The 18,889-nt window shown below is 65.5% G+C and carries 17 protein-coding genes and 1 other RNA gene; 14 read left to right on the plus strand and 4 right to left on the minus strand.

The window, feature by feature from the left end; genetic code table 11:
• Positions 1–51: 51 nt before the first annotated feature.
• Positions 52–795 carry a sulfite exporter TauE/SafE family protein gene (locus IVB40_RS06465; protein ID WP_247818398.1) on the minus strand — a complete coding sequence of 248 codons (744 nt, stop codon included), beginning with the start codon at positions 793–795 and terminating at the stop codon, positions 52–54.
• 231 nt (positions 796–1,026) lie between these two features.
• Here IVB40_RS06465 and IVB40_RS06470 point away from each other — a divergent pair, with 231 nt between their 5' ends.
• Positions 1,027–1,287, plus strand: a complete 261-nt coding sequence (locus IVB40_RS06470; protein WP_247818399.1) for a hypothetical protein — start codon at positions 1,027–1,029, stop codon at positions 1,285–1,287.
• A 7-nt stretch (positions 1,288–1,294) separates the two neighbouring features.
• Here IVB40_RS06470 and IVB40_RS06475 read toward each other — a convergent pair whose 3' ends face one another.
• A complete protein-coding gene (locus IVB40_RS06475) occupies positions 1,295–2,665 on the minus strand; it encodes a PLP-dependent aminotransferase family protein (protein ID WP_247818400.1) in 1,371 nt (456 codons plus the stop codon).
• A 49-nt stretch (positions 2,666–2,714) separates the two neighbouring features.
• Here IVB40_RS06475 and IVB40_RS06480 point away from each other — a divergent pair, with 49 nt between their 5' ends.
• A complete protein-coding gene (locus tag IVB40_RS06480) occupies positions 2,715–3,179 on the plus strand; it encodes a DUF983 domain-containing protein (protein ID WP_256468207.1) in 465 nt (154 codons plus the stop codon).
• Between the two features lie 72 nt (positions 3,180–3,251).
• The gene (locus IVB40_RS06485) at positions 3,252–3,965 is read left to right on the plus strand and encodes an alpha/beta hydrolase (RefSeq protein WP_247818402.1); all 714 of its coding nucleotides are present in this window, start codon (positions 3,252–3,254) and stop codon (positions 3,963–3,965) included.
• A gap of 114 nt (positions 3,966–4,079) precedes the next feature.
• On the opposite strand, the gene rnpB is transcribed toward IVB40_RS06485, so the two are convergent.
• Positions 4,080–4,510: RNase P RNA component class A (rnpB, locus tag IVB40_RS06490), an RNA gene on the minus strand.
• Positions 4,511–4,659: 149 nt separating this feature from the next.
• Here rnpB and IVB40_RS06495 point away from each other — a divergent pair.
• Together IVB40_RS06495 and IVB40_RS06500 are read left to right on the plus strand one after the other, a co-directional pair.
• Positions 4,660–5,013, plus strand: coding sequence for a YciI family protein (locus IVB40_RS06495; RefSeq protein ID WP_007600836.1), 354 nt, complete (start codon positions 4,660–4,662; stop codon positions 5,011–5,013).
• 22 nt (positions 5,014–5,035) lie between these two features.
• The gene (locus IVB40_RS06500; RefSeq protein WP_247818403.1) at positions 5,036–6,268 is read left to right on the plus strand and encodes an RNA polymerase sigma factor; all 1,233 of its coding nucleotides are present in this window, start codon (positions 5,036–5,038) and stop codon (positions 6,266–6,268) included.
• A gap of 62 nt (positions 6,269–6,330) precedes the next feature.
• Here the strand turns inward: IVB40_RS06500 and IVB40_RS06505 are convergent, their stop codons facing one another.
• Positions 6,331–7,113, minus strand: coding sequence for an N-acetylmuramoyl-L-alanine amidase (locus IVB40_RS06505; protein ID WP_035963407.1), 783 nt, complete (start codon positions 7,111–7,113; stop codon positions 6,331–6,333).
• Between the two features lie 523 nt (positions 7,114–7,636).
• Between IVB40_RS06505 and rsmH the strand changes: the two genes are divergently transcribed.
• The 9 genes from rsmH to murG all read left to right on the plus strand — a co-directional run bounded on the left by rsmH (position 7,637) and on the right by murG (position 18,832).
• Positions 7,637–8,626: a 16S rRNA (cytosine(1402)-N(4))-methyltransferase RsmH gene (gene rsmH, locus IVB40_RS06510; RefSeq protein ID WP_247818404.1), complete on the plus strand. Its 990-nt coding sequence runs from the start codon at positions 7,637–7,639 to the stop codon at positions 8,624–8,626.
• 3 nt (positions 8,627–8,629) lie between these two features.
• Entirely contained in the window at positions 8,630–9,022 is a 393-nt protein-coding gene (locus IVB40_RS06515; protein WP_027570696.1) for a hypothetical protein, read from the plus strand.
• Positions 9,019–10,773 (plus strand): penicillin-binding protein 2, encoded by a 1,755-nt coding sequence (locus IVB40_RS06520; protein WP_027570697.1) that lies wholly within the window; start codon positions 9,019–9,021, stop codon positions 10,771–10,773. Before IVB40_RS06515 ends, IVB40_RS06520 begins: the two co-directional genes overlap by 4 nt.
• Before the next feature lie 84 nt (positions 10,774–10,857).
• The gene (locus tag IVB40_RS06525; RefSeq protein ID WP_247818405.1) at positions 10,858–12,330 is read left to right on the plus strand and encodes a UDP-N-acetylmuramoyl-L-alanyl-D-glutamate--2,6-diaminopimelate ligase; all 1,473 of its coding nucleotides are present in this window, start codon (positions 10,858–10,860) and stop codon (positions 12,328–12,330) included.
• Entirely contained in the window at positions 12,327–13,706 is a 1,380-nt protein-coding gene (gene murF, locus IVB40_RS06530; RefSeq protein WP_247818406.1) for a UDP-N-acetylmuramoyl-tripeptide--D-alanyl-D-alanine ligase, read from the plus strand. Before IVB40_RS06525 ends, murF begins: the two co-directional genes overlap by 4 nt.
• Positions 13,707–13,869: 163 nt before the next feature.
• Positions 13,870–14,973 (plus strand): phospho-N-acetylmuramoyl-pentapeptide-transferase, encoded by a 1,104-nt coding sequence (mraY, locus tag IVB40_RS06535; RefSeq protein ID WP_027570700.1) that lies wholly within the window; start codon positions 13,870–13,872, stop codon positions 14,971–14,973.
• Positions 14,974–14,980: 7 nt separating this feature from the next.
• Positions 14,981–16,381, plus strand: a complete 1,401-nt coding sequence (gene murD / locus IVB40_RS06540; protein ID WP_247818407.1) for a UDP-N-acetylmuramoyl-L-alanine--D-glutamate ligase — start codon at positions 14,981–14,983, stop codon at positions 16,379–16,381.
• Positions 16,382–16,468: 87 nt separating this feature from the next.
• Positions 16,469–17,620, plus strand: coding sequence for a putative lipid II flippase FtsW (ftsW, locus tag IVB40_RS06545; protein WP_027570702.1), 1,152 nt, complete (start codon positions 16,469–16,471; stop codon positions 17,618–17,620).
• Between the two features lie 111 nt (positions 17,621–17,731).
• Positions 17,732–18,832, plus strand: coding sequence for an undecaprenyldiphospho-muramoylpentapeptide beta-N-acetylglucosaminyltransferase (murG, locus tag IVB40_RS06550; protein ID WP_247818408.1), 1,101 nt, complete (start codon positions 17,732–17,734; stop codon positions 18,830–18,832).
• The last annotated feature ends 57 nt before the right edge of the window (positions 18,833–18,889 follow it).

Raw genomic sequence — 18,889 nt, forward strand, 5'->3', positions numbered from 1 at the left:
TGGAGTCGGCGTTGCCGGCGGCATGGCGCTCGCCGCGAAGACAATACGGAGCTAGTGCGTGCCCAAACTGTTCCAGACCAGGCCGAGGCCCGACAGGAACAAGAGACCGAGCACGACATCGCCAAAATGCTTGTCGCTCAGCGCGTGGTAGACGCGCGCGCCGGCCCATGCGCCGATCAGCGTGCCCGGAAATGCGATCACCGCGAGCCAGATCACCTTGAACGCGACGAGGCCCGAGGCCGTCTGCAACACCAAAGCGGCGGCCAGCACGGTGAAATTGAAGAGCTGGAAGATGCCGCGCCGCTCGTGCTTGTTCCAGCCGCGGATGTTGGCCCACAGGATCGGAAGCGGCCCCGACAGTCCGGCAAGGCCACCTAATATGCCGCCGGCAAAGCCGATCGCGCCGTCGGCAATGCGGCCGCCGAAGGTGACGGCGAGCGGCTGCTTGTTCAGATAGAGAGCGGTTGAAAACACCAGGATCAGCACGCCGACGCTCAGCTTGAACACTTTTGGATCGGCGGAGGCGACCAGCATGGTGCCCAGCGGCACGCCGATCAGTCCTCCAATCAGGAACGGCCAGACCAGCGAGAGATCAAAACTTTTCCACATCGAGGGCAGCGTCGAGCTCTGCGCGATCACCGAGCAGATCAGCACCAGCGGCACCGCGAGCGAGGGCGGCAGCACGTAGAGCCAGATGCCGAGCGCCATCAGCGCCGTGCCGAATCCGGCAAGGCCCGAGACGAAGCCCCCGGCCAGTGCGCCGAGCAGCAGCAGCGCGTAGGTGAGTATTTCCAACAGATAGTCCCTGTCGCCTGGGCGATCCCGAACTGTTGATCGCCATTGCTCGCATAGCACAGCTGCGGCCGTGCAGGTCAATTTCAAAGCCGCACGCAAGCGTGATCCCCAGCGGCGGGCGTTCGCGAAAGACAGGCCCTAGATGATGCTCGTACTTAAACCGGGGGGTCCGTTCGACGCCATCATGCGGTTCGATCGGTGATTTCCCGAATGAGCGTATGGAGAAGGACGATGACCCGCACGAAGATTGCCGTCGCGGCCGCGCTAGTGGCGGCGGCGGCCTTGATGCCGACAATGGCGCAGGCCCAGTTTTCCGAGCCTGCGGCCTATCAGGCTGCTCATCCGGACCGCGACGTTCTGAATGGCGGCCAGCTCACGCCCGCCGCGCGCGGGGCTCGCGGCCAGTCGTTCGCGCCGAGCGAAGCCTATGCGGCCTATCCGTCTCCCGTCGCGCCGGTCGTGCGCTCGCGGCATCGCCGCCAGCATCAATAGGCTATTGCTAGACGATCTGTCTGGTGTCGGCGGGCCTGTGCAGCGCGCCGACCAGGATGCGCAGCGCCTCCGTCAATTCCGCCCTGTTGCGCGCCGCGCCTAGCGAAACGCGTGCCGCGTGTGGCGCGGTCCCGTCGACGGTGAAGGCCTCGCCGGCGACGACTGCCAGTCCATTCCGCAGCAGATGTGCCGCGACGTCGGGACGGTCCTTGGGCAGCCGCAGCCAAAGATGGTGAGCGGCGGACTTGGCCTGGAACTCGAAGCCTTTGAGCGCGCGTTGCGCGAGCTGCTGCCGGCCGACGGCCTCGCTCCTGATGGCGGTGATGATGCGGTCGGCGATGCCGGTCTCGATCCAATGCGTCACCAGCGCGACCATCAGCGGTGCCGGCATCTGCACCGTCGCCTGCAAAGAGTTGCGCATCTCCCGCTGCGAGCTGCTATCTGGCGTCACCAGATAGGCGACCCGCAGCGCGGGCGCGATGCATTTCGACAGCGTGGTTGCGAGATATGTCCGTTCCGGAATGAGATTGGCGATCGGCGATGCCGACCGATCGAGCAGCCCGTAGGCGTCGTCCTCGATCAGAATCGTATCGGCATCTTTGATGATCTTTGCGAGAGCGCTGCGGCGCTCGGGGAGAAGCGTCGCAGTGGTCGGATTGTGCAGCGTCGGAATGAGATAGACCGCTTTCGGTCTATGCGTGCGGCAGGCCTTCGCCAGCGCGTCGGCCAGGATGCCGCCGTCGTCCATGGCGACTCCGACGAGCTTGATGCCGAGCCGCGCCGCGGCGGCCTTGATGCCGGGAAAGGTGAGCGCCTCCGTCAGCACCACGTCGCCGGGCCGGGCGAGGTGGGCGAGCAGGCTGAACAGGATCGTCTGCGCGCCGGGAAAGATCACGAGCCTGTCGGCATGCGCATGCGGCACGCGTGCGCGCATCCATCGCGCGGCGACCTCGCGCTCGTGTGCGCTGCCGCCGGGCGGCTGGTAGTTGAGATGCGCCGTCAGGCCCGATTGCGCGCGGATGGCTTCCATCCCGGCGATGATGCGCTCGTCGAGTTGCGCTTCGAGAGGTTGCGGCGGCACGTTCATCGAGAGGTCGATCGCGACGGGATGCGGCAGATCGACCGCGCGGCGCGCGCTGGTCTCCGACACGAACGAGCCCTGGCCGACCCGGGCCTCCATGATGCCGCGGCGCCGCGCCTCGGTGTAGGCGCGCGTCACCGTGGTGAGGTCGATGCCGAGCGCCTTTGCCAGCGCCCGCTGCGTCGGCAGTTGCTGCCCACGCACCAGCCGGCCCGCCACGATATCGGCCTCCATGGCCTCGACGATGCGCTGATAGCGCGGCCCGCTCAGCTCCGAGATTGTAGGGGTCCAATCCATGCAATTAAGGCCTATATCCTTTGAATGTATGGATGCAAGATCTTATTGTATGGATCGTAGAAAAGGAAGAGGTGGGGTCATGGCGACCGGTTCAGTCTCTCTCACGAAAGCGATGTGGCGCGGTTTCTTGGGCAAATGCCCCAATTGCGGCGAGGGGCACGCGTTCGGCCGTTTCCTGAAGGTGGCGGATACCTGCGACCATTGCGGCGAGGAGCTGTTTCACCAGCGCGCCGACGATTTCCCGGCCTATCTCGTGATGGTCGTCGTCGGCCATCTCGTGGTGCCGGCAATCCTCGCGGTCGAGACCGCCTATGCGCCGGCCGTCTGGCTGCAACTGGCGGTGTGGCTGCCGGTGACCCTGTTCGCTTCGCTTGCGCTGCTGCAGCCGACCAAGGGCGCCATCGTCGGGCTGCAATGGCAGATCGGCATGCACGGTTTTGAGGCGGGCAAGCTGCGGCGCGAAGCTGCTCAGGGTGCACCCGTTTTCGTCAAGGTGAACACGCGCGCGGCTTAAGGGGCCTTAGCGTTTACATCGCGAGACCGGCCGCTACACTCCATCGTACAAACAAGAACGATGGAAACGCCGATGGCCGCACCCTCAAAAACCTTCCTGCTTTGTCACGGCGCGTGGTCCGGCGGGTGGGCCTGGAAGAAGATGCATCCGCTGATGGCGCAGGCCGGGCATCGCCTGATTGCGCCGACCTATACCGGCCTCGGCGAGCGCGCGCATCTGGCTAGTCCCGCGATCGATCTCGATACGCATATCCAGGACATTCTCAATGTCATCAGGTTCGAGGACCTCGAGGACATCGTGCTGCTCGGCCACAGCTATGGCGGCATGGTCGCCACCGGCGTCGCCGATCGCGCGCGCGAGCGGGTGACGCAATTGATCTACCTCGACGCCTTCGTGCCGCGTGACGGCCAATCGCTGTTCGATCTCCATGAGGGCGGGCGCGAGCCGATGCGCAAGGCTGCAAGCTCAGGCGACGGCTACCGCATCCCGCCGAACCCGCCGCCGCCGGACACGCCGCAGGCCGATCTCGACTGGCTCAACGCGCGCCGGATCAACATGCCGATGAAATGTTTCGAGACGAAGCTGAAGCTCGAACATGGCGAGCCGGTGATGCCGCGCAACTACATCTATTGCACGCGCATTCCGCCGGGCGACGTGTTCGGGCAGTTTGCGAAGCGCACCAAGAGCGAGGATGGCTGGCGCACTTTCGAACTCGACGCGAGCCATGCACCGAATGTCACGGCGCCGGAGGCGTTGATGGCGGTCCTGGAGAAGATCGTCGGATAGAGAGCCAAAATGGTGAGGGGCCCGATGCATTAACACCGAGCCCCTCGTCACTTCTTGGTAAGACACGTTTTCTTCACGCGAACCGGAAAACCACTTCGCTCGAAAACGCTTTAGAATATCAGCCGGCCTGTAAGCCGGGTTCTGTAAGGCACCGTCCGCTTGCGCGAACGATACGTGACGGCCATTCCTCTGGGACCATGTTTGCACAGGGCCTCGAGCAACCTACCCGGACGGCGGGCCTGACATCGCCCCGCGGCGTTATCGCTTTCGCGAACAGCCCGCTACGCCGTCCCTATTCGGTTTTGCTCCCGGTGGGGTTTACCATGCCGGCTCCGTTGCCGCAGCCGCGGTGCGCTCTTACCGCACCTTTTCACCCTTACCTGCCTACGCAGCTTGCGCTGCTACGGCGGGCGGTTCGTTCTCTGTGGCACTTTCCCTGGGGTCGCCCCCGCCGGACGTTATCCGGCACCGTATGTCAAGGGAGCCCGGACTTTCCTCCCCGGCGGCCTTTCGGCACTTGCCGGAGCGGCCGTCCGGCCGACTGACGGCTTACGCATGAAGCATTTGTGTCGGTTCCGCAAGCCGATAACGCCATGCACGGTTCGCCCGAAATAATTTATCCTGAAGATGTCGTTGGGTGCGTGTCCCGTTCGACTGGATGTCGGCGATCCAGCCGTGCAACAGGAGTTAAGCGATGCAGTATTTGCTGATGATCTACCAGAACGAAGCCGAGTACGCGAATATGCGTCCGGCGGCCGGCCAGCAGATGACGGCGGAATATCAGACCTTCACGCAAGGCATCATCCAGAGCGGCAATTTCAAGGCCGGCGACCGGCTGCAGCCGACCACGACCGCGACGACCGTGCGCGTGCGCGATGGCAAGACGCTGACGACCGACGGCCCGTTTGCCGAAACGCGCGAGCAGCTCGGCGGCTATTACCTCGTGGAGGCCAAGGATCTCGATACCGCGATCGAGATCGCGTCGCGGATTCCGTCGGCGCGCATCGGCTCGATCGAGGTGCGGCCGATCTGGGTCTACGACAAGTGAAGGCGCAGTCGCGCATCGACATATGACATTGTCCGAGATCGACAAGATCTTCCGCGACGAGGCGGGGCGGGCGCTGGCCACGCTGATCCGCCTCGTCGGCGATTTCGATCTTGCCGAGGACGCGCTCCAGGACGCGTTTGCGGTGGCACTGGAGCGCTGGCCGGCGTGCGAGGTCCCCGACAATGCGCGTGCCTGGCTGGTCAATGTCGCCAGGCACAAGGCGATCGACCGTATCAGGCGCCAGGCCGTTTTCCGTGGCAAGGAGCAGGCGCTCGTGCACGAGCTCGAGCTGAACGCGCAGGCGCCCGTCGAGCCGCCGGCGATGGTCGACGACGACATGCTGCGGCTGATCTTCACCTGCTGTCATCCCGCATTTGCGCCCGAAGTCCAGGTCGCGCTGACGCTGCGCACCGTCTGCGGGCTCTCCACGGCGCAGGTCGCGCGCGCCTTCCTCGTCACTGAGGAGGCGATGGGGCAGCGTCTCGTCCGCGCCAAGCAGAAGATCCGGCTCGCCGGCATTCCTTATGAGGTCCCCGAGCGCGACACGCTGGTGCCGCGGCTCGAGGGTGTGCTTGCCGTGATCTATCTGGTCTTCACCGAAGGCTATGTGGCGACGTCAGGTGCGGATTTGATGCGGCCCGATCTTGCGGCCGAGGCGATCCGGCTTGGCCGCTTGCTCGACCGGCTGTTACCCGATCGCGCGGGGATCAAGGGCCTGCTGGCGCTGATGCTGCTGCACGATGCGCGCCGCGCAGGGCGCCAGACCGCCGCCGGCGACATCGTGCTGCTGGAAGAGCAGGATCGTTCGCGGTGGGGCCATGCACAGATCGAGGAGGGTCTCCGTCTGGTGGACGACGCACTGCGCGTGCCCGGCCGGCCGCAGCCCTATGCAGTCCAAGCCGCGATCGCCGCGCTGCATGCGCGCGCGCCGAGCTATGAGCAGACAGACTGGCCGCAGATTGCCGGGCTCTACGAAGTACTATTGCGCATCAACCCGTCGCCGGTGATCGAGCTCAACCATGCGGCGGCGGTGTCGATGGTCGATGGGCCGGCACGTGCGCTCGATCTCGTGGATGCGACTACTGCGCGCGGCGGGCTTCGTGGCTACGAGCTGTTGCCGGCGGTGCGGGCCGATCTATTGCGGCGGCTCGGCCGGAATGAGGAGGCGCGCGAGGCCTATCGCGCTGCGACGGAGGCGACGCAGTTGGAGCCGCTGCGACGACTTTATGCGCGAAGGATGAGGGAGATGGAGTAGTTGCCCAATACTCCTGGATTGCTTCGCTTCGCTCGCAATGACGGGGTGTGTGGCAGTCGTCGTCACTTCGTCGCGACGGCCGTTGTCTCCTGAGGGAGACTCCCCAACAGCGCCTGCAAGGTCGACAGCGTCGAGTGATCCGCGACCCCATCCAGTCGCGCCGGGCGGAAATGGCGCTGGAACGCGGTGACGACTTCCATGGTCGCGGCGTCGTATTTGCCGGTGAGGGGAACGCCGTAGCCGTATCTGGCGAGCGCCTGCTGCAGGCTCAGCACCTCGTCGCTGATGGTGCCGAGCATCAGGCTCTCGCCGCGCACCACCGGCGCGGGCGTGACCCAATGGCCGACGCCGGAATTGGCCAGCGAATGCCACGGAAATTTTTCGCCGGGATCCTTCTTGCGCGCGGGCGCCACGTCGGAGTGGCCGAGCACCCGGTGCGCGGGCACCTTGCGGCGAAGCATGATGCCGCGGCACAGCGCGATCACGGCGGCGATCTGGCGCAGCGGAAACTCCGGATAACCCCAGTCGTGGCCGCGATTGACGATCTCGATCCCGATCGAGCAGGAATTGATGTCGTCCTCGCCGGCCCAGGCGGACACGCCGGCATGCCAGGCGCGCCTGGCCTCGGGCACGCATTGCACGATGCGGCCGTCTTCCAGCACGACATAATGTGCCGACACCTCGGTGCCCGCCGAGCAGAGCCGCGCCAGCGCACCTTCGACGTCGGGCATGCCGGTGTAATGCAGCACGATCATGTCGGGCTGCCGGCCCTTGTTACGGTCGCCATGGTTCGGTGAGGGGATGATGTCGGAGACGATCGAGGAATCCGGTTCGAACGTCCGCATGTTCGCGGCGGCCTTGGGAACCGGGAGAACGCGTTGACGCTTCGAATCAGATCCAGACGGCGTGGACGAACCGGACGACATAAACAGCTCGAGACAAACAGAGAGTGGGCCAAGCCCTTCTCTTTACTATTCCTTTACCCTCCACCGTGCGCAACCGCGCGACGAGGTTAACGGATGCATTTTGGCGCATGTGTGTGGATGAAGCATCACCGCCGCGTCAGCTTTTCGACTTGTCGCGAGCCGATCAACGCTTTCTTAACGCTAAGGGCCGTTACTGAGGGATGAAGAGCCGACCCGCGTCCGGAGGCGGCCAAAGCGTATTTTGGCTCGAAATCCCATGGCTGCCCGACAAATTCCAAGGGGAATACTGGGTTGGTGGCCCGGGACGACCGGGCTCGGTAACTATGTTGGACGGGGGTTGGGTCGTGGAACCGCCGCGACGCGGAATCATTCGAGGCGTTATGAGCTTGTTCGTCCCCGATCTCACTTGGGAGTCCGGCGGGGCGATCGGCAGGCTTGGCGCATGAGCTCGGTTCCGCACATCCCCGTTCTTGGCCGCGAGGCCATCGACCACCTCGCCCCACGCGAAGGCGGCCTTTATATCGACGCGACCTTTGGTGCCGGCGGCTACAGCCGCGCGATTCTCGACGTGCCGGGAACCCGAGTGATCGCCATGGATCGCGACCGTACTGCGATCGAGGGCGGCGCCGACCTGGTCGAACGCTCCGCAGGCAGGCTGACCCTCGTTGAAGATCGTTTCTCCAACCTCGCCGATGTCTGTGCGGCGCAAGGCCTCGCAGGCGTCAACGGCGTCGTGATGGACGTCGGGGTGTCCTCGATGCAACTCGACCAGGGCGGCCGTGGCTTCTCGTTCCGCCTCGATGGTCCGCTCGACATGCGGATGGGGCAGGCGGGCCCGACTGCGGCCGATGTCGTGGCGCGCGCGTCGGAAGGCGATCTCGCCGACATCATTTATCTCCTCGGCGAAGAGCGGCAGTCGCGCCGGATTGCCCGCGCCATCGTCGCGGACCGTCAGGAGACGCCGTTCACGACCACGCGCGCGCTCGCCGATCTCGTCGGCAGGGTGGTTCGTTCCAAGCCTGGCGATATTCACCCGGCGACGCGGACGTTCCAGGCCCTGCGCATCTTCGTCAACGAAGAGCTCGAGGAACTCCAGAGCGCGCTCATCGCTGCCGAGCGTGTGCTCAAGCCCGGTGGTCGCCTCGTGGTCGTCTCGTTCCATTCGCTGGAAGACCGCATCGTCAAGAACTTCCTCGCCGAGCGCAGCAAGACAGGTGGCGGCTCACGCCATTTGCCGGAAGTGTCTCAGGCGGTGCCGAGCTTCCAGCTGCTGACGCGGCGGCCGGTGATCGCGGGCGAGGACGAAGTCGCGCATAACCCGCGCGCGCGGTCGGCAAAACTGCGCGCCGCCGAGCGCACCTCGGCTCCCGCGCATGACGATCGCGAGCAATCGTCCTGGCCAAAACTCTCCGACGTCATGAGAGGTGGCTAGCGCATGCGCTTCATCCACCTCCTCGTCATCGGCGCGCTGATCTTCGCGGCGGCTCATGTCTACCGGATCAAGATGGACTCCACGGCGCGCACCGAAAAGGTATTGCGTCTGCATGCGGAGATCCGCGAGCAGCGCGATGCGATCGCGGCGCTGCGCTCCGAATGGGCCAAGCTCGATGCGCCCCTGCGCCTGCAAGGCCTGTCCGACCGGCATCTGCAGCTCAAGCCGGTCAACGGCACGCAGTATGACTCACTGAAGAATTTGCCCGAGCGTCCGCCGCGGATGTTCAGGCCGGGCGAGCCGGATCCAATCGGCGCCATGCTCAACACCATCGAAGCCGCGAGCGATCCCGATAATGTGACGGGCTCCGTGCCTCAGCCCGAGGACAAGCCATGAGTGCTGTGACCCCGGCCAAACCCACAGAAAAGCCGACCGAACCTTGGCGCCAACGGCTGATCCGCAGCCTGCTGTACGGGCGCAATGTCGATCGCGCGGCCAAGGCGCGGGCGCGCGTCGGCCTGGCGATGCTCGCCTTTGGCGCGGTCTACGCCCTGATCGGCGGCCGGCTCGTGATGTTCGCGATCGGCGCCGACGCCCACGGCGCGCGTCGCGCCGCGGCGCAGGAGGTGGTCGCGACCGCGCGGCCCGACATCGTCGATCGCAACGGCGCGATCCTCGCGACCGACGTCAAGGCGTCGAGCCTGTTCGGCGAGCCGCGCCGCATCATCGACAAGGACGAGGCGATCGAGCTTCTGACCGCCACCGTGCCCGACCTCGACGAGGCCGAGGTGCGCGAGCGCCTGAAGACGCGCAAGGGCTTCGTCTGGCTCAAGCGCGAGATTACGGCGAAGCAGCAGCAGGACATCCACAAGCTCGGCATTCCCGGCATCGGCTTCCTGCGCGAGAACAAGCGCGTCTACCCCACCGGCAACGAGGTCGCCCACCTCATCGGTCTCGTCAACATCGACAACCAGGGCATCGCCGGCATGGAGAAGTGGCTCGACAATCAGGGGCTCGCCGATCTCCACCGCGCGGGCTTTGCCACCGACCGGCTGCAAAAGCCGATCGAGCTCTCGGTCGATCTGCGCGTCGAGCACGCACTGCGGGACGAACTTCTGAAGGCCAAGGAGAAATACCACACCAAGGCCGCCTCCGGCATCGTCTCCAACGTCAAGACCGGCGAGATCGTGGCGATGGTCTCCCTGCCGGACTTCGATCCCAACAATCCGAAGGAAGCGCACGACCCCGACCGCATCAATCGCCTGACTACCGGCGTCTACGAGATGGGCTCGACGTTCAAGGCGTTCACGCTGGCGATGGCGCTCGATTCCGGCAAGATCAACCTGAACTCGATGTGGGATGCACGGGGAAACCTGCACTACGGCAAGTTCACCATCCATGACAGCCACGCGCTCGGACGTTTCATCAATACCAAGGAAGTGTTCACCTTCTCGTCCAACATCGGCGCCGCGCGGATCGCGCTCGGCCAGGGCGTCGAGGCCCACAAGGCGTTCCTCGCCAAAATGGGCCAGTTGACGCGGCTGCGCACCGAACTGCCGGAAAGCGCGGCTCCGCTGATACCGCGCCGCTGGGGCGAGCTGAATACGGTGACCATCGCGTTCGGCCAGGGCATGTCGGTGGCGCCGCTGCAGGCGGTGATGGGCATCAACGCGCTGGTGAACGGCGGCTATCTGATTCCGCCGACCTTCATGAAGCGCACCGAGTCCGAAGCGGCGTCCATGGCCAAGCGCGTCATCAAGACGGAGACCAGCGACAAGATGCGGTTCCTGATGCGGCTCAATGCCGAAATCGGCACCGCCAAGACCGCCGACGTCAAGGGTTACTATGTCGGCGGCAAGACCGGCACGTCCGAGAAGGTCATCAACGGCCGCTATGCCAAGAAGCGGGTGCTCAACTCCTTCACCGCAATCATGCCCTGCGACGATCCGAAATATCAGATCCTGATCATGCTGGACGAGCCCCAGGCGATTCCTGAAACGAAGGGTTTCATCACCTCGGGCTGGAACGCGGTGCCGACCGGCGGCAAGGTGATCGAGCGGATCGCGCCGCTTTTAGGCGTCGAGCCGCGGTTCGACCTGCCGCCGTCCGAGCGCCTTATTCTTGCAGCATCCAGGACAACCCAGTAATCAACCGGATGGGCCGTTGCCGCTGCTGAGTCGGGATTTCCCTGGAAATTCGGCGATCCGGTCCGGCATGTCGACTGGAAGACCATGAAGCTGCGCGACCTCCTCGGTCAGGACGTTCAGGGCAATGATGCCGCAATCGAGCCCGCCGTCGCGGCGCTCGACGTGAACGGTGTTGCCCTCGACAGCCGCGCGGTCAAGCCGGGCGATCTCTTCTTCGCGCTTGCGGGCAGCAAGACCGACGGTGCGCGCTTCATCGATGCCGCGATTGCCGCAGGCGCGGTCGCGGTCGTCGGCGACCACGCGCCTGATGGCTGCAAGGTGCCGTTCATTGCGGTTGCCAATCCGCGCCGCGCGCTGGCGCTGGCCGCGGCAAGATTTTTTTCCGCGCAACCCGCGACAATTGCGGCGGTGACCGGCACCAGCGGTAAGACCTCGGTCGCAGCATTCACCCGGCAGATCTGGGAGCGGCTCGGGCATGCCTCCGCCAGCATCGGAACCATCGGGCTCGTTTCGCCGAAGCGCACCGTCTATGGCTCGCTGACGACGCCCGATCCGATCGCGCTGCACCGGCAACTCGACGAGATCGCGCGCGAGGGCGTCACGCATCTCGCCTTCGAGGCCTCCTCGCACGGGCTCGACCAGTATCGCCTCGATGGCGTGCGGGTTTCCGCCGGCGGCTTCACCAATCTCTCGCGCGACCACATGGATTACCATCCGACCGTCGCGCATTACCTCGCGGCCAAGCTCAGGCTGTTCCGAGAACTTGTCCCGCCCGGGGGCGCGGCCGTGATCTCCGCCGATCATGATTGCTCGGCGGAGGCGATCAGTGCTGCGAATTCGCGCGGCTTGCGCGTCATGGCGGTCGGTCGCAACGGCGACGGGGCGGGCGAGGACATTCGTCTCGCCGGTGCGGAGGTCGAAGGATTTTCGCAAGTGCTCGCGCTCGACCATCGCGGCAAGCGATATGCGGTCCGGCTGCCGCTGGTCGGCGAATTCCAGATCGAGAATGCGCTGGTGTCGGCCGGTCTCGCCATCGGCACCGGCAGCGACGCCGCAGACGTGTTTGCGAGTCTCGAACATCTCGAGGGCGCCAAGGGCCGGTTGGAGCGTGTCGGCGAGCGCAACGGTGCGCCGATCTTCGTCGATTACGCGCACAAGCCCGATGCGCTGGCCAAGGCGCTGCAGGCGCTGCGTCCCTACGCCAGGCGCAGGCTGGTCGTCGTGTTCGGCGCCGGTGGCGACCGCGATGCCGGCAAGCGTCCGATCATGGGCGAGATCGCGGCTGGCAATGCCGACGGCATCATCGTCACCGACGACAATCCGCGAAGCGAGAAGCCGGAATCCATTCGCGCCGAAATCCTCGCTGCCGCCAAGGGTGCCCGCGAAATCGGCGACCGCGCCGTTGCGATCCGCACCGCGATCGCGGAATTGGAAGATGGCGATGCGCTGCTCATCGCCGGCAAGGGCCACGAGACCGGGCAGATCGTCGGCGGAGAGGTTTTGCCCTTCAGTGATCACGAGGCGGTCGCCGCCGCATTATCGTCGAGGATTGCATGAGCGCGCCCATATGGACAGTGGCCGAAGTGGCGCGCGCGCTGGGCGCCGCGGGGGCGTTCCCGGACACGCCAATCGACTTCGTCACCCAGGACAGCCGGCTGGTGAAACCGGGTAGCCTGTTCGTGGCACTGAGCGGCACCCCGAGCGGCGGCTTCATCTCGGCCTTCGCCAGCGCGCGTGACGGCTGGGAGTTCGCGGTCAAGGCGGAAGCCTCGGGCGCGGTCGCGATGATCGTGCCGCACGAGATCGCGGGCATCCGCATTCCCCAGATCGTCGTCAAGGACACGCTGATCGACGGTCTCTGGGGTCTAGCGCGCGCGGCACGCGCGCGCTTCAACGGGCCGGTGATCGGGCTCACCGGCAGCGCGGGCAAGACCAGCACCAAGGAATTCCTCGCGGCCTACCCCAATGCCTATGCCAGCCCGTCGAGCTTCAACAATTTCTGGGGCGTGCCGCTGACGCTGTGCAATGCGCGGCCCGATGCCAGTCTCTGGGTCGTCGAGATGGGCATGAACCAGGCCGGCGAGATCGCGCGGCTCAGCGAGCTGACGCGGCCGACGGTCGCGCTCGTCGTCAACGTCCAACCGGTGCACCTGGAGAAACTCGGTTCGCTCGAAGCCATCCGCCGCGAGAAGGTGTCGATTGCCCTCGGCCTGCCTTCGGAAGGCGTGCTGGTGCTGCCCGCGGGGATCAAGGCGCCGGACTGGAAGGGCAAGGTCATACGTTTCGGCGACAAAGCCGAGGTGCACGAGGTCGCGCACGCCCCGCACGGCGACAGCTGGCAGGTCGTGGCCGCGCTCGGCAAGAAGGAGATCGCGTTCAGCCTGACGCCGGGCGCGCCGCACCGCGTTCAGAATGCGCTCGCCGCGCTCGCATCGATCCGTGCGGCCAACCTCGATGCGGCGACGCTTGCGATCAAGCTCGACCGGGTCGGCATCATGACCGGCCGTGGCGTCGAGCAGGCGGTCGGCGGCGTCACCGTGATCGACGACAGCTTCAACGGCAATCCGGCCAGCGTGGCTGCCGCGCTGCAAAGCCTGCAGGCGCGCAACACGACCGGCGGCCGCCGCATTGCCGTGCTGGGCGACATGCTGGAGTTGGGCGATGGTGCGCCCGGCTATCACACCGACCTCGCCAGGCATCTCGACGGCATCGACGGCGTCTATTGCGTCGGGCCCCTGATGCGTCACCTGTTCGAAGTGCTTCCAGCCGGCAAGGGTCTCGGCTGGCACGACGACCCCGTCACGCTGAAGCCGGGCGAGGTCGCAAATCTGCTGAGGGCAGGCGATGTCGTGGTTGTCAAGGGCAGCAAGAAGATGTTCTGGGTCAACAAGTTTGTGCCGGGCCTAGTGGCCGCCTTGCAGGCAAGGGCGTAAACTGCTTGGAAGGCGCTGTTCCCGAATCCCACCCTTTCCGGCGCGAAGCCGTTCGTTTTCTTAGAGGTCGCCCGACCCCAGGATGAAGACCAGCGAATGCGCGTGAGACAGGTTGATAAGGCCAAGATCAAGGCGCGTGCAAAGGCGCCATAGGACCGTCTGAATGTTTTACTGGCTGATCGAGCTCTCCAACACATTTCCGGGCTTCGGTGCCGTTCGCACCTTCCTGAACGTCTTCCGCTACATCACCTTCCGCACCGGCGGCGCCGTCGTCACCGGCGCGCTGTTCGTGTTCCTGTTCGGCCCCTGGATCATCGACCATCTGCGCATCCGGCAAGGCAAGGGCCAGCCGATCCGGGCCGATGGTCCGCAATCGCATCTCGCCAAGAAAGGCACGCCCACCATGGGCGGGCTGATGATCCTGTCCGGGCTCACGGTGGGCACGGTGCTGTGGGCCAATCCGCTCAACCCTTACGTCTGGATCGTGCTGGCGGTGACGCTCGGTTTCGGCTTCGTCGGCTTCTATGACGACTATCTCAAGGTGACCAAGCAGACCACGACCGGCTTCGGCAGCAAGCTTCGCCTGCTGATCGAGGCGGCGATCGCGCTGGTTGCCTGCTACGCGCTGGTGCGGCTGAACCGCGATCCCGCGTCGACCGCGCTGACGATTCCTTTCCTGAAGGACACCGTGCTGCATTTCGGCTGGTTCTTCGTCGGGTTCGGCGCCTTCGTCATCGTCGGCGCCGGCAATGCGGTGAACCTGACCGACGGTCTCGACGGTCTTGCCATCGTGCCCGTAATGATCGCGACTGCGAGCTTTGCGATGATCGCCTATCTCGCCGGCAACGCGGTGTTCGCCGATTATCTCCAGATCAAATATGTCGCCGGAACCGGCGAGCTCGCCGTGCTCTGCGGCGCGCTGCTGGGCGCGGGCCTCGGCTTCCTCTGGTTCAACGCGCCGCCGGCCTCGATCTTCATGGGCGACACCGGCTCGCTAGCGCTCGGCGGCATGCTGGGTGCGATCGCGGTCGCGGTGAAGCACGAGATCGTGCTCGCGGTGATCGGCGGCCTGTTCGTGCTGGAGGCGGTCTCCGTCATCGTGCAGGTGGTGTCGTTCAAGATGACGGGAAAGCGCATCTTCCGGATGGCGCCGATCCATCACCATTTCGAGCAGCTCGGCTGGACCGAGCCCCAGATCGTGATCCGCTTCTGGATCATCTCGGTGATGCTGGCGCTCGCCGGCCTGTCGACGCTGAAGCTGCGGTGAGCGCTCGATGATCCCGGTCACGTCCTTTGCCGGCAAGACGGTCGCGGTGTTCGGCCTCGGCGGTTCGGGGCTCGCCTCCTGTCACGCGTTGAAGGCTGGCGGCGCCGAGGTGATCGCCGCCGACGACAATGCCGAGAACGTCGCCAAGGCGGCGCAAGCCGGCTTCATCACGGCTGATTTGCGCAACGTCTCCTGGGCCAATTTCGCCGCGCTGGTGCTCGCGCCCGGCGTTCCCCTGACCCACCCGGTGCCGCATTGGAGCGTGCTGAAGGCGCGCGAGGCCGCTATCGAGGTGATCGGCGACATCGAGCTGTTCTGCCGCGAGCGGCGCCGGCACGCGCCGGATGCGCCGTTCGTCGCCATCACCGGCACCAATGGCAAGTCGACAACGACGGCTTTGATCGCGCATCTGACCAAAGTCGCCGGCTACGACACCCAGATGGGCGGCAATATCGGCACTGCGATCCTGTCGCTGGAGCCGCCGCGCATGGGCCGTGTCCACGTCATCGAGATGTCGTCCTACCAGATCGACCTCACGCCCTCGCTCGATCCCTCCGTCGGCATTCTGCTCAATGTCAGCGAGGACCACATCGATCGTCACGGCACCATCGCGCATTACGCCGCGGTGAAGGAACGCCTCGTTGCCGGCGTGCAGGCCGGCGGCACCGCGATCGTCGGCGTCGACGATGGTTTTTGCCGCGATATCGCCGATCGGCTCGATCGTGCCGGCAAAAATGTGGTGCGCATCTCGGTCAGGAATCCGCTGGCCAGCGGCATCCATGTCGAGCATGGCAATATCGTGCGCAATTCCGGCGGCGCACGCAGTGAAATCGCGGCGCTCGGCGGCATCGGTTCTCTGCGTGGCCTGCACAATGCGCAGAACGCGGCGTGCGCCGCCGCCGCCGCGCTCGCGATGGGCATCGGCCTCGATATGCTTCAGAACGGCCTGCGCAGCTTTCCCGGCCTTGCGCATCGCATGGAGCAGGTCGGCCGCCGCGGCAACGTGCTGTTCGTCAACGATTCCAAGGGCACCAATGCGGACGCCACGGCGCACGCACTGTCGTCCTTTTCGGACATCTTCTGGATCGCGGGCGGCAAGCCGAAGGCCGGCGGAATCACTGGCCTCACCGGCTACTTCCCGCGCATCCGAAAAGCCTATCTGATCGGCGAGGCCGCGCAGGAATTTTCCGGCACGCTCGGCACGCAGGTGCCGCACGAGATCAGCCAGACCCTCGACGTCGCGGTCGAGCAAGCCGCACGCGATGCGGAGGCGTCGGGCATCACCGACGCGGTGGTCTTGCTGTCACCCGCCTGCGCCTCCTTCGACCAGTACCGCAATTTCGAAATTCGCGGCACCAGGTTCCGCGAGCTGGTGCAGGCGCTGCCGGGTGTGAAGCCGGTGGTGTGAGGCAATTCCAATCATCCGCGATTTCTTAACCTCCCGGTAACCAACCTCGGCGACCAATGGACCGACCTCTGTCCGAAAGCGGCCGCCATGCTCTCCCGTGAAGAACGCACCCCCTTTTCCGAGTGGTGGTGGACCGTCGACAAGCCGCTGATGGGAGCCATCCTGGCCCTGATGCTGACCGGCGTGATCCTGTCGCTGGCAGCGAGCCCGCCGGTTGCGACTCGCATCGGGCTCGATCCCTTCCATTTCTTCAGCCGCCACGTGATGTTCCTGGCGCCGTCCGGCCTGGTGCTGCTCGGGGTGTCCTTTCTGTCGCCGCGGGCGATCCGTCGCTCGGCGCTGATCATCTTCGCGGCCAGCATCGTCCTGATCGTGCTGACGCTCGCGATCGGTCCTGAGGTGAAGGGCTCGCGGCGCTGGATCACGCTACTCGGCGTCAACATCCAGGCCTCCGAAATCGCAAAGCCGTCGTTCGTCGTCATCGCCGCCTGGCTGTTCGCGGAATCGACCAAGCGGCCGGAGATGCCGGCGACCTCGATGGCGCTCGCGCTGCTCTTGATGCTGGTCTCGCTTCTCGTCATGGAGCCGGATTTCGGCCAGACCATGCTGATCCTGATGGTGTGGGGCTCGTTGTTCTTCATCGCGGGCATGCGGATGATCTGGGTGTTCGGGCTCGCCGGCCTCGGCGCCGCCGGACTGTTCAGCGCCTATCTTTTTGTTCCGCACGTCGCCGGCCGCATCAAGCGCTTCATGAATCCGGCCTCTGGTGACACCTTCCAGGTCGATACCGCCATGGAGGCCTTCTACAATGGCGGCTGGTTCGGGCTCGGACCGGGCGAAGGCATTGCCAAGCGCAGCCTGCCGGACAGCCACACCGACTTCGTGTTCGCGGTTGCCGCCGAAGAGTTCGGCATTATCCTGTGCCTCGCGATGCTGGCCCTGTTTGCCTTCGTCGTCATCCGCACGCTGTCGCGCGCTTATGCCAACGAGGACATGTTCTCGCGCTTTGCGGCCTCGGGTCTTGCGATCCTGTTCGGCGTGCAGGCCGCGATCAACATGTCGGTCAATCTCCAGCTCATCCCCGCCAAGGGCATGACGCTGCCCTTCATCTCCTATGGCGGCTCCTCGATCGTGTCGCTGGCCTATGGTGTCGGCATGATGCTGGCGCTGACGCGGCTGCGTCCGCGCACCGAAGTCGAGGCGAGCGGCCACGCCGAGGCGATGCGCAGCTACGCGTAGTTTTTCGTCATTGCGGGCGAAGCGAAGCAATCCAGAATCCCTCCGCGGTGGCAGTCTGGATTGCTTCGCTTCGCTCGCAATGACGGGGGAGACACTGTAAAACTCCCCACCATGGACACCTCCCCCTTGATTCTTCTCGCCGCGGGCGGCACCGGCGGCCATCTGTTTCCGGCCGAGGCGCTCGGCGTCGAGCTGATCCGGCGCGGAATCCGCGTCCGCCTCGTCACGGACGAGCGCGCGCTGCGCTACAGCGGCCTGTTCACGAAGGACATGATCGACGTCGTCTCGAGCGAGACTGCGCGTGGACGCAATCCGCTGCAGCTCGCCTATGCCGGCCTGACGCTGGCGGCCGGCACGCTGTCCGCCTACAGCCTGATCAAGCGATTGAAGCCGGTCGCCGTCGTCGGCTTCGGCGGCTATCCGACGCTGCCGCCGCTGGTCGCGGCGAAATTCGCCGGCGTGCCCGACATCATCCACGATGCCAATGCCGTGCTCGGCCGCGCCAACCGGTTCCTGTCGAGCCGCGTCCGCGCCATTGCGACGTCGTTACCCGGCGTGCTCGACCGCGATCCGGCGCTATCGGGCAAGACCACGACAGTGGGCACGCCGATGCGCCCGGCGATCCTCGCGGCGGCTGGCGTGCCATATGCTGTGCCTGAAATGAACGGCCCGCTGCGCCTGCTCGTCGTCGGCGGCAGCCAGGGCGCGCGCATCATGGCCGACATCGTGCCGGGCGCGATCGAGCGCCTCGAGCCCGCGCTGTGGAGCCGGCTCGTCCTTACCCAGCAGGTGCGCGACGAGGACATGGCGCGCGTGCGTGCGGTCTACGACAGGCTGAAGATCAAGGCCGAGCTTGCGCCGTTTTTCACCGATCTGCCGGCGCGGCTCGCCTCCAACCATCTGGTGGTGTCGCGCTCAGGCGCCGGCACCGTGGCCGAACTCGCCGCGATCGGACGGCCTTCGATCCTGGTGCCGCTGCCGGGCGCGATCGACCAGGACCAGTTCGCCAATGCCGGCGTGCTGGCCAAGATCGACGGTGCGATCCGCATTCCGCAAACCGAGTTTTCCCCCGATCGCCTCGCCGCCGAGATCTCCGCCTTCGCCGCCGAGCCCGCGCGCCTTGCCGCCATGGCGCAGGCCGCCCGTGGCGCCGGCCGGCTCGACGCAGCGGAGCGGCTGGCCGATCTGGTGGCCAAAATCGCAGGAATCTGACGCGAAATCAGCCAGAGTTCCTACTTTTGCCGTCATGGCCGGGCTTGTCCCGGCCAT

The organism is Bradyrhizobium sp. 40 (assembly GCF_023100925.1).
GTDB lineage: Bacteria > Pseudomonadota > Alphaproteobacteria > Rhizobiales > Xanthobacteraceae > Bradyrhizobium.